Source organism: Pseudomonas sp. SDO55104_S430 (genome assembly GCF_054070595.1).
On record NZ_JBSVXG010000003.1, the window covers coordinates 20095 to 35505 of the forward strand.

A 15411-nucleotide genomic window follows, 5' to 3' on the forward strand; every position below is an offset into this window, starting at 1 on the left:
GCCAAAGGACGGCGCCCGCACGAAGCGGGCGCTCACCTTCAGATGTGACGAACTTCAACAATCTCGTACTCGATCACGCCACTCGGCGTTTTCACCACAACTACATCGCCCTCTTCCTTGGCGATCAAGGCGCGGGCAATAGGTGAACCGACGGAGATCTTGCCGAGTTTGATGTCTGCCTCGTCCTCACCAACAATCTGGTAAGTCACGCTTTCATCCGTTTCGACGTTGGCGATTTCGACGGTCGTACCGAAAATCACCTTGCCGGAGTGAGGAATGGTCGTGACATCGATCACCACAGCGTTCTGCATGCGGCCTTCGATATCACGGATCCGCGCCTCAACCATGCCCTGTTCTTCGCGAGCAGCATGGTATTCCGCGTTTTCCTTGAGGTCACCCAGCTCACGCGCTTCGCCAATAGCCTGGCTCAAGCGCGGGCGCTCGACCTTGCTGAGGTGCGTCAACTCTTCTTCCAGGGCGCGAGCGCCCTGAACGGTCATCGGGTACTTGGTTATGCTCATGCCTTCAATCCTGCGTGTAGATCCTGCAAGCGGCGCACGGTCTTCTCGGGACCGAACTTCAGCGCTTCGCAGATCGCTTCGCCAGCAGCAATGGTGGTGGTGCAGTAAATCTTGTGCTGCAGAGCATTGCGACGGATGGAGTAGGAGTCAGCGATCGACTGACGACCTTCGGTGGTGTTGATGATCAGGGTGACTTCGTCGTTCTTGATCATGTCGACCACGTGCGGACGGCCTTCGGTCACCTTGTTCACGCGGCGCACTTTCAGACCCGCCGCTTCGATCAGCTTGGCGGTACCGGCAGTGGCGACCACTTCGAAGCCCAAGTTGATCAGATCGCGAGCAACACCGGCAACCAGTGGCTTGTCGTCATCACGCACGCTGATGAAAGCAGTACCGCCAGTCGGCAGCACTTCGCTGGCACCCATCTGGGCCTTGGCGAAAGCTTCGCCGAAGGTGTCGCCCACACCCATGACTTCACCGGTGGACTTCATCTCTGGGCCGAGGATCGGGTCGACACCCGGGAATTTGGCGAATGGGAACACCGCCTCTTTCACGCTGTAGAAGTTCGGGATGATTTCCTTGGTGAAGCCCAGTTCTTTCAGGGTCTTACCGGCCATCACGCGCGCGGCGATCATTGCCAGGGAAACACCGATGCACTTGGACACGAACGGTACGGTACGCGAAGCACGCGGGTTGACTTCGATGACGTAGATGTCTTCGCCTTGCAGCGCGAGCTGTACGTTCATCAGGCCGACCACGCCCAGTTCCAGGGCCATTTTCTTGACCTGTTCACGCATCTCGTCCTGGATGTGCGCCGGCAGCGAGTACGGCGGCAGCGAGCACGCGGAGTCACCGGAGTGAACACCAGCCTGTTCGATGTGCTGCATGATCGCGCCGATCACTACGTCCTTGCCGTCGCTGACCGCATCCACGTCCATCTCGATGGCGCAGTTGAGGAAGTGGTCAAGCAGCACCGGACTGTCGTTGGACACCTGCACGGCTTCGCGCAGGTAACGCTTGAGTTCCTCTTCCTTGTAGACGATTTCCATTGCACGGCCGCCCAATACGTAGGACGGACGAACTACCAGCGGGTAACCGATCTTGGCAGCGGCACGAACAGCTTCGTCTTCACTGCGCACAGTGGCGTTTGGCGGCTGACGCAGATTCAGGCGCTCAACCATTTGCTGGAAGCGCTCACGGTCTTCCGCACGGTCGATGGCGTCAGGACTGGTGCCGATGATTGGCACGCCAGCCGCTTCCAGGGCGCGAGCCAGTTTCAACGGAGTCTGGCCGCCGTACTGGACGATCACGCCTTTTGGCTTCTCGACGCGAACGATTTCCAGCACGTCTTCCAGGGTCACTGGTTCGAAGTACAGACGGTCGGAAGTGTCGTAGTCGGTGGAAACGGTTTCCGGGTTGCAGTTGACCATGATGGTCTCGTAACCGTCGTCACGCAGAGCCAGCGCCGCGTGTACGCAGCAGTAATCGAACTCGATACCCTGGCCGATACGGTTTGGACCGCCGCCGAGGATGATGATCTTGTCACGGCCGGACGGCGCTGCTTCGCACTCTTCCTCGTAGGTCGAGTACAGGTAAGCGGTGTCAGTGGCGAACTCGGCGGCACAGGTGTCGACGCGCTTGTAGACCGGGAACACTTCCAGCTTCTGGCGGTGAGTGCGCAGGTTCTTCTCGGTGACGCCCAGCAGCTTGGCCAGACGCTGATCGGAGAAGCCTTTGCGCTTGAGGCGGAACATCAGATTGCGATCAATGGCGGACAGACCGAGGGTCTTGACCTTCTCTTCTTCCTTGATCAGATCTTCGATCTGTACCAGGAACCATGGATCGATCATGTTCATGCCGAAGATGTCTTCGACGCTCAGGCCGGCGCGGAAGGCATCAGCCACGTACCAGATACGCTCGGCGCCCGGCACGGTCAGTTCGCGCTTGAGCACGCTCATGCTTTCCGGATTTTTCAGGTCGAGCTTCTCGTCCAGACCGCAAACGCCCACTTCCAGACCGCGCAGAGCTTTCTGCAGGGATTCCTGGAAGGTACGGCCGATGGCCATGACTTCACCGACCGACTTCATCTGAGTGGTCAGGCGTGCGTCAGCCTTGGCGAATTTCTCGAAGGCAAAGCGTGGCAGCTTGGTGACCACGTAGTCGATGGACGGCTCGAAGGACGCCGGGGTCTTGCCGCCGGTGATGTCGTTCGACAGTTCGTCGAGGGTGTAACCCACAGCCAGCTTGGCCGCGACCTTGGCGATCGGGAAGCCGGTGGCTTTCGAAGCCAGTGCCGAGGAACGGGACACACGCGGGTTCATCTCGATCACGACCATGCGGCCGGTGTCCGGGCAGATACCGAACTGAACGTTGGAACCACCGGTTTCCACGCCGATCTCGCGCAATACCGCCAGGGAGGCGTTGCGCATGATCTGGTATTCCTTGTCGGTCAGGGTCTGCGCTGGAGCCACGGTGATCGAGTCACCGGTGTGCACGCCCATCGGGTCAAAGTTTTCGATCGAGCAGACGATGATGCAGTTGTCCTTTTTGTCGCGGACAACTTCCATTTCATATTCTTTCCAGCCGATCAGAGATTCGTCGATCAGCAGCTCTTTGGTCGGAGACAGATCCAGACCGCGGGCGCAGATTTCTTCGAATTCTTCACGGTTGTAAGCGATACCGCCACCAGTGCCGCCCATGGTGAAGGACGGACGGATGATGCACGGGAAGCCCAGCTTCTCGAGAACCGCGTTGGCCTCTTCCATGCTGTGTGCGATGCCGGAGCGCGGGCATTCCAGACCGATGGCCTTCATGGCCTTGTCGAAACGCGAACGGTCTTCGGCTTTGTCGATGGTGTCGGCGTTGGCACCGATCATTTCCACGCCGAACTTCTCCAGAACGCCTTCGCGCTCCAGGTCCAGGGCGCAGTTCAGGGCAGTCTGGCCACCCATGGTCGGCAGCAGTGCGTCCGGACGCTCTTTCTCGATGATCTTGGCAACGGTCTGCCACTTGATCGGCTCGATGTAGGTCGCGTCGGCCATGGCCGGGTCGGTCATGATGGTGGCCGGGTTGGAGTTCACCAGGATGACGCGATAGCCCTCTTCGCGCAGGGCTTTACAGGCCTGGGCGCCGGAGTAGTCGAATTCGCAGGCCTGGCCGATCACGATCGGGCCAGCGCCGAGAATCAGGATGCTTTTAATGTCTGTACGTTTTGGCATGGGTTTGTCACTCAAATCCGCAGGTCAGTCGGCAAGCCGTCTTGTTCAATCTTTGAAGACTTGAGGGGGCCACCGGTGTCGGGACCGCCCTCAAGCCTGCTACATCAGGGCGAGCGATCAGCGTCGCTTGGCCATCTCGTTGATGAAGCGATCGAACAGTGGCGCTACGTCGTTCGGGCCAGGGCTGGCTTCAGGGTGACCCTGGAAGCTGAAGGCGCTCTTGTCGGTACGCTCGATCCCTTGCAGGGTGCCGTCGAACAGCGATTTGTGGATCGCGCGAACGTTGGCAGGCAGGGTCGCTTCGTCTACCGCAAAACCGTGGTTCTGGCTGGTGATCATCACGACACCGGTGTCCAGATCCTGGACCGGGTGGTTGGCACCGTGGTGGCCGTGGCCCATTTTCAGGGTCTTGGCGCCGGAAGCCAGGGCCAGCAGTTGGTGACCGAGGCAGATACCGAAGACCGGAATTTCGGTTTCCAGCACATCCTTGATCGCCTGGATCGCGTAGTCGCAAGGCTCCGGATCGCCAGGGCCGTTGGACAGGAACACGCCATCCGGATTCATTGCCAGCACGTCGGCAGCAGGCGTTTGCGCAGGAACCACGGTGACGCGGCAACCGCGCTCGACCAGCATGCGCAGGATGTTCACCTTGACGCCATAGTCGTAGGCCACGACGTGGTACGGCAGATCGGCGGCTTCGATGGTCGCGTGACTGTCGGTCTTCAGGTCCCAGACAGTGGAACGCCACTCGTAGGTGTCCTTGGTGCTGACGACCTTCGCCAGGTCCATGCCCTTCAGGCCAGGGAAACCCCGGGCTGCGGCGATGGCGGCTTCTTCGGAAATGTTGTCACCGGCCATGATGCAGCCGTTCTGCGCGCCTTTTTCACGCAGGATGCGCGTCAGGCGGCGGGTGTCGATACCGGCGATGGCTACAACGTTGTTGGCCTTGAGGTAATCGGACAGGGACATCGTGTTACGCCAGTTGCTCGCAACCAGTGGCAGGTCACGGATGACCAGGCCTGCGGACCATACGCGGTTGGACTCGGCGTCTTCCGGCGTGGTGCCGGTGTTGCCGATGTGCGGGTAAGTCAGGGTAACGATCTGTTGGGCGTAGGAAGGATCGGTAAGGATTTCCTGATAGCCGGTCATTGCGGTGTTGAAAACGACCTCACCAACGGTCTGACCGTCGGCTCCAATGGCTTCGCCGCGAAAAATGCTGCCATCAGCAAGGGCGAGTATGGCTGGCTTAGTCAAGAAGACCTCCCGTAAATAAAGCCTGAAAGGGCGATCGCAGGTTGTAAAAAAGCGGAGTGACGTATGGACACGTCACCCCGCTTCTTCACTGAATTATTCTGCGCGCTTTTAGTGGACACACTAAAGCTGTAGCTTACAGAAAAAGGCTTTTTTGGTCTACCGCCAATGAGCCCGAAAGGCCAGAGAATGCGACAGGTCGTCGCTTGGCGGTGTAAAACCGGGTTCAAACATTGTGCATGAACCCGGTTTCAAGTGCGCTTCAGCGCAGATCGAGCACGTCTTGCATGTCGTACAGGCCAGGCTCGCGACCATCCAGCCACAGCGCGGCACGTACCGCACCCTTGGCGAATGTCATGCGGCTGGAGGCCTTGTGAGTGATCTCGACACGCTCACCTTCAGCGGCGAACAGCACCGTGTGATCACCGACGATGTCACCAGCACGTACAGTGGCAAAACCGATGGTTTCGCGATCACGCGCACCGGTCTGACCTTCGCGACCGTAGACCGCCACCTTCTTCAGATCGCGACCCAGGGCATCGGCAACCACTTCACCCATACGCACCGCGGTACCCGACGGCGCATCGACTTTATGCCGATGGTGAGCTTCGGTGATTTCGATATCGACATCGTCACCCAGCACACGGGCTGCGGTATCGAGCAGCTTCAGGCACAGGTTCACACCGACGCTGAAGTTGGCCGCGAAGACGATCGGGATATCCTTGCCCGCCTCCGCCAGCAATTGCTTCTCTTCAACGGTGAAACCCGTAGTGCCGATGATCATCGCCTTGCCATGCTTGCGGCAGAAGGCCAGATTCTTCAGGGTCACGGTCGGGTGAGTGAAGTCGATCAGCACGTCGAACTCGTCAACGACACGATCCAGATCACCGGACAACGGCACACCGATACGACCCAGCGCAGCCAGTTCACCGGCATCCGCACCGACCAGCGTGCTGTCGGGACGATCCACCGCCGCCGTCAGACCCGCGCCCGGCGCCTGATGCACCGCTTCAATCAAAGTCTTGCCCATGCGCCCGGCGGCGCCCATCACAGCAATACGTCGCATGCCTGCCTCCTTACAAGTCGCCGAAGAAGCGCTTCACGCCTTCGAACCAGCCAGTGGTTTTCGGTGAGTGGCTATTGTCGTCTGCCAGCGAATTGCGGAACTCTTCCAGCATTTCGCGCTGACGACGGCTCAGGTTGACCGGAGTCTCGACCGCGACACGGCACATCAAGTCACCGGCACCGCCGCCACGCACAGGCGCAACGCCCTTGCCACGCACACGGAACTGCTTGCCGGTCTGAGTCCCCTCAGGAATCTTCAGCTTGACCCGACCATCGAGGGTCGGAATCTCCAGCTCGCCGCCCAGCGCCGCATCCACGAAGCTGATTGGCACTTCGCAGAACAGATGCTTGCCGTCACGCTGGAAGATGGAGTGTTCACGCACATTGATCACAACGTACAGGTCGCCAGTCGGACCACCCTGAGCACCCGCCTCACCCTCGCCGGACAGGCGAATGCGGTCACCGGTATCGACGCCCGCCGGCACTTTAACCGACAGCGTCTTGTACTCTTCGACACGACCTTCGCCGTGGCACGAATCGCATGGATCGGAAATGATCTTGCCTTGGCCATGGCATCGCGGGCAGGTCTGCTGCACCGAGAAGAAGCCTTGCTGCATGCGGACCTGGCCGATACCGCCGCAAGTCGGGCAAGTGACCGGCGAGGAACCTTTCTTGGCACCGGAACCGTCACACGGCTTGCAGTTGACCAGTGTCGGAACGCGGATATTCACGGTCGTGCCGCGCACCGCCTCTTCCAGATCCAGCTCCAGGGTGTAGCGCAGATCACTGCCGCGCTGAGCACCGCCACGGGAACCACCGCGACCGCCACCGAAGAAATCACTGAAGACATCGCCAAAGATGTCGGAGAAGTTCTGACCACCGAAACCGGCACCGCCGCCACCCATGCTCGGGTCGACGCCAGCGTGACCGTACTGGTCGTAGGCCGCACGCTTGCTGGAATCGGACAGCACTTCGTAGGCCTCGTTGGCCTCCTTGAATTTCTCTTCCGACGCCTTGTCATCGGGATTACGGTCCGGGTGGTGCTTCATCGCCAGGCGACGGTAGGCCTTCTTCAGGTCCGCTTCGCTAGTGCCTCGCTCAACACCCAATACTTCGTAATAGTCACGCTTTGCCATATGTCTTCTGCACTCTTGAGGACGTTCGGCAAACCTCTCCTGAGCTTCGCCAAACTCGTTGAGCCCCAATACAGGCCCGGACCCAACTCACGTCGATTCAACGATCCTGGTCTTTTGGTTCATTGCGGTACTTTCGGCTCGAAAAGCAGGAGCATTTCCGGCCATACCACCAGCACCCGAACGTCGTCGCATGCTGTAAAAATTCGTGTACTCCAGACACGCCAACGCGGGAGCAGGCTCCCGCGCGGCGACATCCTACCAGTCACTGCCCAAAGGCAGTCAACCGGCCGACCAACAACTTACTTGTGGTCTTTGACTTCTTCGAACTCTGCATCGACAACGTCGTCAGCCTTTTCAGCCGACTCGCCCTGCTGCGCAGCGCCTTCAGCCGGTTGAGCCTGTTCGGCGTACATCTTCTGAGCCACTGGCGCGGAGACCTTGGACAGCTCTTCGACCTTGGCTTCGATAGCAGCCTTGTCGTCGCCTTTTACGGCAGCTTCCAGGGCAACCACGGCAGCTTCGATTGCGGTCTTCTCTTCAGCGCTTACCTTGTCGCCAGCGTCAGCGATCATTTTGCGAGTCGAGTGAACCAGTGCATCACCCTGGTTACGGGCAGCGGCCAGTTCTTCGAACTTGCGGTCTTCCTCGGCATTGGCCTCGGCGTCACGCACCATGCGCTCGATCTCTTCGTCGGACAGACCGGAGTTGGCCTTGATCACGATCGACTGAGTCTTGCCAGTGGCCTTGTCCTTGGCACCTACGTGCAGAATGCCGTTGGCGTCGATGTCGAAGGTCACTTCGATTTGTGGCACGCCACGTGGTGCTGGTGGAATCTCGGCCAGGTCGAACTTGCCCAGGGACTTGTTCTGAGCCGCTTGCTTACGCTCACCTTGCAGCACGTGAATGGTCACGGCGCCCTGGTTGTCGTCGGCAGTCGAGAACACTTGCGATTTCTTGGTAGGAATCGTGGTGTTTTTCTCGATCAGCGCGGTCATCACGCCACCCATGGTTTCGATACCCAGGGTCAGCGGGCTGACGTCCAGCAGCAGAACGTCTTTAACGTCGCCAGCCAGAACGGCGCCCTGGATCGCAGCACCCATGGCAACAGCTTCGTCCGGGTTCACGTCCTTGCGAGCTTCTTTACCGAAGAATTCGGTCACCAGCTTCTGAACCAGTGGCATACGGGTCTGACCGCCTACCAGGATCACGTCGTTGATCGAACCAACGTCGATACCGGAGTCTTTCAGAGCGATGCGGCAAGGCTCGATGGTGCGTTGAACCAGGTCTTCCACCAGCGCTTCCAGTTTGGCGCGGGAGATCTTCACGTTCAGGTGCTTAGGACCGGTGGCGTCTGCAGTGATGTACGGCAGGTTCACGTCGGTCGACTGAGCGGAAGACAGCTCGATCTTGGCTTTTTCAGCAGCTTCTTTCAGACGCTGCATCGCCAGCGGATCACCTTTGAGGTTCATGCCGCTTTCTTTCTTGAATTCGTCGACGAGGTAGTCGATCAGACGAATGTCAAAGTCTTCACCACCCAGGAAGGTGTCGCCGTTGGTGGCCAACACTTCGAACTGGTGCTCACCGTCGACTTCAGCGATTTCGATCACGGAAACGTCGAAGGTACCGCCACCCAGGTCATAAACGATGACAGTGTGGTCGCCCTTGGCTTTGTCCATACCGTAAGCCAGAGCGGCTGCAGTTGGTTCGTTGATGATACGTTTTACGTCCAGACCAGCAATACGGCCGGCGTCTTTGGTGGCCTGACGCTGGCTGTCGTTGAAGTAGGCCGGAACGGTGATCACCGCTTCGGTCACTGGCTCGCCGAGATAGTCTTCGGCGGTCTTCTTCATTTTCTTCAGAATTTCAGCCGAGATTTGTGGCGGAGCCATTTTCTGGCCGTTCACTTCAACCCAGGCGTCGTTGTTGTCAGCCTTGACGATCTTGTAAGGGACCATCTGGATGTCTTTCTGTACGACTTCTTCTTCGAAGCGACGACCGATCAGACGCTTCACCGCGTACAGGGTGTTGTGCGGATTGGTCACTGCCTGACGCTTGGCCGACTGGCCAACCAGGATTTCGCCGTCGTTGGCATAAGCGATGATCGATGGCGTGGTACGCGCGCCTTCGGCGTTTTCAATAACTTTGGCCTTGCCGTTTTCCAGCACGGAGACGCAGGAGTTGGTAGTCCCCAGGTCGATACCGATAATTTTGCCCATGTTCACTCTCCCGAAACTTTGGATTTGGTTGCCGCAGCGGTGGTTGCCAACTGCGGTAGCACTTAAACGCTTGACTTCTAAATGGGGGCCTTTCGGCTAGTTTCAAGCCTGCTCGTCAATAGAAGGCGAAACTGGTGCCGGAGCCTTGCTGACCACGACCATCGCCGGGCGCAGCAGGCGACCGTTGAGCTGGTAGCCCTTCTGGAACACCTTGAGCACGCTGTTTGGCTCCAGGTCTGCGCTTTCCTGCATGGCCATTGCCTGATGCAGAACGGCATTGAACGGTTCGCCATGCGGATCGATCGCTTCCAACTGATAACGCTTCAGGGTGTCCTGGAACATTTTCAGGGTCAGTTCGATACCTTCGCGCATCGGACGGATGCTTTCGTCATCCGGACTGGACAATTCCAGGCCGCGCTCCAGGCTGTCGATGATTGGCAGCAGATCGCCGGCGAATTTTTCCAGGGCGAATTTGTGAGCTTTTTCCACATCCTGCTCGGCGCGACGGCGGACGTTCTGCAGATCGGCGGCTACACGCAAAGCCTGATCCTGAGCGCCTGCCAGCTGCTCTTCGAGCACTTGTACACGAGCCGCCAGATCTTCACCCGAAGCCTCGGGCGCCTGATTGGCGTCTGGGTTTTGCGTATCCACTGTCTGTTCGTCAGCCATAAAATTCTCCTTTCAATATCGTCTGCGAGCCTGACTCGCACTTCTGCCCAGCTATATGGGGCTGCAAAATTCAGCTTCAAGGGGCCCCAAGCATTAACCCTACAAAAAACAGCTCCATTGTCATTCCATTGCGCGCTAAGAATTTCATCGGCTCAAGCGAATCGAGCTAACGAGGGGCATTGTCAGCCCAAAACAAAACACTGTATAAATAACCAGACCTAAAGCCTGGGAGCGGCCTTCATGCTGGTGCACCTGTCCGTACACAACTACGCCATCGTTGAACATCTCGACCTCGAACTCGATCGCGGAATGAGTGTGATCACCGGGGAAACCGGCGCCGGCAAGTCGATCATGCTCGACGCCCTGGGCCTGACCCTCGGCGATCGAGCCGATAGCGGCGTGGTACGCCCCGGCGCGGACAAGGCCGATATCCTGGCAACCTTCGACCTGGCCGACATTCCGGAAGCCGGCGTCTGGCTGGCCGAGCGCGATCTCGAGAACGATGGCCCGTGCATCCTGCGCCGGGTCATCACCGCCGAAGGTCGCTCACGTGGCTATATCAATGGCACGCCTTGCCCTTTGGGTGACCTGAAAGCGTTGGGCGAACTGCTGATCGACATCCACAGCCAGCACGAACACCAATCCCTGCTCAAGACCGACACCCACCGCCGCCTGCTCGACGAATACGCTGGCGCGACGGACCTTGCCCGCCAGGTACAACTGGCCGCACAGCGCTGGCGCCAGACTCGCCAGGAACTGGAGCGCCTTTCCAACTCGGGCGATGAGCAGCGCGCGCGCCATCAACTGCTGAGCTATCAGCTTGAAGAGCTGGAAAACCTCGGCCTTGGCGACAACGAACTGGAGCAGCTGGAGCAGGAACACAAGAACCTGACCAATGCCGAAACCCTGCTGGGCATCTGCCGGCAAGTGGTCGAGCAGTGCAGTGAAAGTGATTCCGGCAATGTGCTGAATGCCCTCACCGCCAGCCTTAACCGCCTCTCAAGCGTCAATAGCTCCATTGGCGCGCTTGGCGAGGCCAGCAGCCTGCTGACCAGCGCGCAAATCCAGGTCGAAGAAGCCGTGGGCGAACTGAACCGCTTCCTCGACAACTTCGATGCCGACCCATCGCGTCTTCAATATCTCGAAGAACGCCTGGACGCTATCTATACCCTGGCGCGCAAGCACCGCATCCAGCCAACCGAAGTTGGCGAATTGCAGCAAAAGCTGCTGGAAGAAATCGAAACCCTGAATGCCAATGACGAATCCATCGAGCGACTGAGCGACGAACTGTCGTCCTACGCTCGTCATTATCAGGAGAAGGCACGGGAGCTAAGTGATCTGCGCCACCAGGCATCCGGCAGCCTGGCCAGCGCCGTGGAACAGGAAATCCAGCGTCTGGGCATGCCGGGTGGTCGCTTCACCATCGAACTGCGCCCTAACAGCAGCGATGAACTACTGCCAAACGGCCTGGAACAAGTGGAACTGTTGGTCAGCGCCAACCCGGGCCAGCCTTTGAAAGCGCTGGCGAAAGTTGCATCGGGCGGTGAGCTGTCGCGAATCAGCCTGGCCATTCAGGTCATCACCGCGCAAACCTCTCGCGTACCAACGCTGGTGTTCGACGAAGTGGACGTGGGCATCGGCGGCCCGACAGCCGAAATTGTCGGCCAGTTGCTGCGTCGACTTGGGGAGAGAGGGCAGGTTCTGACGGTGACTCACTTGCCGCAGGTTGCAGCCCAGGGTCATCAGCACCTGTTTGTGCACAAAGTACGAGGCGAAGATGCGACACGCACCGCCGTCTCGAAGCTGAACAAGAACGATCGGGTCGAAGAGGTGGCTCGCATGCTGGGCGGCATCGACCTCACCAAGGAATCCTTGGCTCACGCCAGGAAAATGGTGGTCGCGGCGAAAGCCTGAGACCGACAGAAAGCACGAAGGCGACCCTGGGGTCGCCTTCGTTCGTTTCGCGAACCTTGAATTCGCGCGACATGCTTACTTTTTCTTGCGTACGTACAGCACCAGATTGTGATCAACCATCTCGAAGCCATACTTCTCGACGATCGCTTTCTGCAGGTTTTCGATTTCCTGGTCAAAAAACTCGATCACTTCACTGGTCTCGACGTTGACCATATGATCGTGATGCTTGCCGTCGTCCAGTTCGAAGACCGCGTGGCCTCCGTCGAAGTTGTGCCGCACCACAAGGCCAGCTGCCTCGAACTGGGTCAGTACACGGTAAACCGTGGCCAGACCGACGTCCTCGCCAGCCTCCATCAGTGCCTTGTAGACATCTTCAGCACTCATGTGGCGCTGCTCGGCGGAATCGAGCATTTGCAGAATTTTGACCCGTGGCAGGGTCACTTTGAGGCCGGCTTTGCGTAGTTCGCTATTTTCAACCATGGTCAGCTTTCTCGCGATGCTGCTTCGCAGCTTCTCTTAATGCGGGTATGATCGGCGTTTACGTTGTCCCAGCCAAGATAGTGGAAGTCGCCCACCGATGCAAAACACCAAGCTCTTGCTAACCAGTTTCACCTTTGTGGGACTGCTCGCACTCGCCGGTTGTTCATTCCCCGGGGTTTACAAAATCGACATCCAGCAGGGCAATGTCGTCACGCAGGACATGATAGACCAGTTACGCCCGGGAATGACCCGTAAGCAAGTAAGGTTTATCATGGGCAACCCTCTGCTGACCGACACGTTCCATGCCGATCGCTGGGATTATCTGTACAGCCTGCAACCGGGTGGCGGTGAACGCCAACAGGAACGCATTAGCGTTATCTTCAACCCAAATGATCAACTTGTCAGCCTGTCTGGCGACTTCATGCCTGGCGTGAGTCGCGACGAGGCAATTCTCGGCAAGGACAGTGGCACGACCGTTAACGCACCAGCGGAAAACGTCGAGAAGCCAAAACCGGAAAAACCGGCCAAGCCTGGCTCGTTGCTCGATCAGATCCAGAAGGAAGTAGACGGCGTGGAAACTGTTCCCGTCCCGACTCCGGAACCACTGGAAACTTCGCCGCAATAATTTGCGACGCAATAAAAAACCCGGCATGTCCGGGTTTTTTATTGCCTATCGGGTAGCGATCTACTGATTCCGACCCTTGGCCTCGGCTGCCTTGGCCGCGCGCAGCCGACGAACTTCCTTGGGATCAGCCAGCAATGGCCGATAGATCTCGATGCGATCTCCATCCTGAACCGGACGACTCGCCGGGTCGGCGACTACCTTGCCGAAAATCCCCACCGGACACCCCGCCAGATCCAGCTCTGGAAAAGTCTGCCCGATGCCGGACTTCAGCAACGCATCCCGAACACTCGTCCCAGCCGGAACCGCCACCGACAGCAGCACCTGTCGATCAATGGCGGCATACACCACCTCGACCTCAACCATACGTTTGCTTGGCCCGCTGGCAGAACGCATCCACCAGTGTATTGGCCGCCTGGTTGAACAGCGGCCCAAGGGTCGCGCGAATAATCGGCCCGGCATAATCGAACGACAGATCCAGACTGATCTTGCAGGCCTTTTCGCCCAAAGGCTTGAACACCCAAACACCGTGCAGCTGAGTGAACGGCCCCTCTTCCAGATTCATCTCAATCGATTGACCGGGCACCAGGGTATTACGCGTCACGAAATGCTGGCTGAGTCCGCCTTTGGCCACGCCAACGCTCGCGCGCATGAATTCGGGCGTGCTCTCCAGCACCTGCGAGGATGAGCACCAGGGCAGGAACTCCGGGTACCGCGCCACGTCGTTGACCAGGTCATACAGGGCTTGCGCCGGGTACGGCAGCAAGGCCGAACGAGAAATGTGTGTCGTCATGTCAGCGTCACTTCCACAGCTGGGCGGCAAACACTACGAGAATGCCGATGGGCGCCACATAGCGCATCAAGAACATGGACAGGGCGTACAACGCCGGGTTGCGGATCGACAATTCGTCGCTCACCGCTTCCCGACCCATTACCCAGCCCGCAAACACCACGAAACATAAACCACCGAGTGGCAACATGATCCGTGAGGTGAAAAAGTCGATCACGCCGAAGAAATCCAGTCCGCCCGCCACACCCCATTGGTAGAGGTGGAACAAACCGTCTTCGTTCACGAAAAACCTGGCCTGCTTCCAGATATTGAAGGAAAACACCGTACCCAGCCCCACGAACCAGCAGATGAATGCCAGCCAGAAGGTCACCCAGGCGCGGCGAACGCGGGTTCGCTCAACCAGGTAAGCCACCATCGGCTCCAGCAGCGAAATCGCCGAACTCCAGGCCGCAATCGCCACCAGTACAAAGAACACTACGCCCATCACCTGGCCGAACGCCACATTACCGAAGGCGAACGGCAAGCTGACAAACATCAGCCCCGGGCCTTCACTGGGATCCAGGCCGGCGGCGAACACTATCGGAAACAATGACAGGCCAGCTACCAGAGAAACGAACGTATCCAGCAAAGCCACGCCAACGACGGTGCCGGAAAGCGAGGAGTTCTTCGGCATGTAAGCGCCGTAGATCATGATCGAGCCAACGCCCACGCTCAGCGAGAAGAAGGCGTGCCCCATTGCAGGCAACAAACCACCAAGCACTTTCTCCGGATGGAAGTCGAACATGAAATGCACGCCCTCCATGAAATGCCCCGTGGTCATGCTGTAACCCAGAAGCACCAGAATCATCACAAACAGCAGAGGCATCATGATGCGCAAGCTGCGCTCAAGCCCCGCGACAACACCCTTGGCGATCACGACTGCCGACAGCAACATGAATATCGTGTGCCACAGTATCAGGCGCCACGGATCGGCGATGACATTGCCAAAGTAGGCGCCCACCTGGCTGGGTGTAGCCCCCTGAAAATCGCCGCGGCCCATGTCGATGATGTAATCCAGCGACCAACCACCGACCACACTATAGAAAGACAGAATCAGCAGCGCCGTGATCATCCCGCCAAAGGCGCCCCACGACCACTTGCCCGAATGCCCCGCTTCCCTGGCCAAGGTTTTCAAGGCATTGGCTGGACTCTGCCGGGCTCGTCGGCCGATCAGGGTTTCGGCCAGCATGACCGGAATGCCGATCAGCGCGATGCAGATCAGGAACATCAACACGAAGGCGCCGCCGCCGTAGACGCCGACCATGTACGGGAATTTCCAGATACTTCCCAGCCCAACGGCCGAACCGGTCGCGGCGAGTATGAAAACCCAGCGGCTGGCCCAACTGCCGTGGACAGAAACTTTGTCTGTCGACATTGCTACTACGACCAAGCATTCAAAAACGTGCGCGTATTGTCCGGGATTCGATCAACCTGCTCAAGCACACAGCATCACCGTAGCCGACTCGCTTGCAACTCCCTATAATGCCGCC

General features: G+C 58.6%; 13 protein-coding genes. 2 read left to right on the plus strand and 11 right to left on the minus strand.

Annotated features, from left to right (window positions below):
* Positions 1-38: 38 nt before the first annotated feature.
* From greA to grpE, 7 genes are all read right to left on the minus strand, one after another.
* Complete coding sequence (gene greA, locus ACW9JE_RS01020) at positions 39-515, minus strand: transcription elongation factor GreA (RefSeq protein WP_224536116.1); 477 nt, start codon at positions 513-515, stop codon at positions 39-41.
* 2 nt (positions 516-517) lie between these two features.
* Positions 518-3739, minus strand: coding sequence for a carbamoyl-phosphate synthase large subunit (gene carB / locus ACW9JE_RS01025; protein ID WP_457431556.1), 3222 nt, complete (start codon positions 3737-3739; stop codon positions 518-520).
* Between the two features lie 117 nt (positions 3740-3856).
* Positions 3857-4993 carry a glutamine-hydrolyzing carbamoyl-phosphate synthase small subunit gene (gene carA / locus ACW9JE_RS01030; protein ID WP_224536090.1) on the minus strand — a complete coding sequence of 379 codons (1137 nt, stop codon included), beginning with the start codon at positions 4991-4993 and terminating at the stop codon, positions 3857-3859.
* A 259-nt stretch (positions 4994-5252) separates the two neighbouring features.
* Positions 5253-6056, minus strand: coding sequence for a 4-hydroxy-tetrahydrodipicolinate reductase (dapB, locus tag ACW9JE_RS01035; RefSeq protein WP_175375863.1), 804 nt, complete (start codon positions 6054-6056; stop codon positions 5253-5255).
* Between the two features lie 10 nt (positions 6057-6066).
* The gene (dnaJ, locus tag ACW9JE_RS01040; RefSeq protein ID WP_077046412.1) at positions 6067-7191 is read right to left on the minus strand and encodes a molecular chaperone DnaJ; all 1125 of its coding nucleotides are present in this window, start codon (positions 7189-7191) and stop codon (positions 6067-6069) included.
* A gap of 299 nt (positions 7192-7490) precedes the next feature.
* Positions 7491-9407: a molecular chaperone DnaK gene (dnaK, locus tag ACW9JE_RS01045; RefSeq protein WP_224536087.1), complete on the minus strand. Its 1917-nt coding sequence runs from the start codon at positions 9405-9407 to the stop codon at positions 7491-7493.
* A gap of 102 nt (positions 9408-9509) precedes the next feature.
* Entirely contained in the window at positions 9510-10076 is a 567-nt protein-coding gene (gene grpE, locus ACW9JE_RS01050) for a nucleotide exchange factor GrpE (RefSeq protein ID WP_095194007.1), read from the minus strand.
* 240 nt (positions 10077-10316) lie between these two features.
* Between grpE and recN the strand changes: the two genes are divergently transcribed.
* Positions 10317-11990 (plus strand): DNA repair protein RecN, encoded by a 1674-nt coding sequence (gene recN / locus ACW9JE_RS01055; protein ID WP_457431557.1) that lies wholly within the window; start codon positions 10317-10319, stop codon positions 11988-11990.
* 75 nt (positions 11991-12065) lie between these two features.
* On the opposite strand, the gene fur is transcribed toward recN, so the two are convergent.
* A complete protein-coding gene (gene fur / locus ACW9JE_RS01060) occupies positions 12066-12470 on the minus strand; it encodes a ferric iron uptake transcriptional regulator (RefSeq protein WP_110966279.1) in 405 nt (134 codons plus the stop codon).
* A gap of 97 nt (positions 12471-12567) precedes the next feature.
* On the opposite strand from fur, the gene ACW9JE_RS01065 reads away from it, so the two are divergent.
* Complete coding sequence (locus ACW9JE_RS01065) at positions 12568-13095, plus strand: outer membrane protein assembly factor BamE (protein ID WP_224536083.1); 528 nt, start codon at positions 12568-12570, stop codon at positions 13093-13095.
* A 60-nt stretch (positions 13096-13155) separates the two neighbouring features.
* Here the strand turns inward: ACW9JE_RS01065 and ACW9JE_RS01070 are convergent, their stop codons facing one another.
* The 3 genes from ACW9JE_RS01070 to ACW9JE_RS01080 are packed head-to-tail and all read right to left on the minus strand — an operon-like array spanning position 13156 to position 15296.
* Positions 13156-13458 carry an RnfH family protein gene (locus ACW9JE_RS01070; protein WP_457431558.1) on the minus strand — a complete coding sequence of 101 codons (303 nt, stop codon included), beginning with the start codon at positions 13456-13458 and terminating at the stop codon, positions 13156-13158.
* Entirely contained in the window at positions 13451-13885 is a 435-nt protein-coding gene (locus tag ACW9JE_RS01075) for a type II toxin-antitoxin system RatA family toxin (RefSeq protein ID WP_457431559.1), read from the minus strand. Before ACW9JE_RS01075 ends, ACW9JE_RS01070 begins: the two co-directional genes overlap by 8 nt.
* A 7-nt stretch (positions 13886-13892) precedes the next feature.
* Complete coding sequence (locus ACW9JE_RS01080; protein ID WP_457431560.1) at positions 13893-15296, minus strand: sodium-dependent transporter; 1404 nt, start codon at positions 15294-15296, stop codon at positions 13893-13895.
* Positions 15297-15411: the final 115 nt, after the last annotated feature.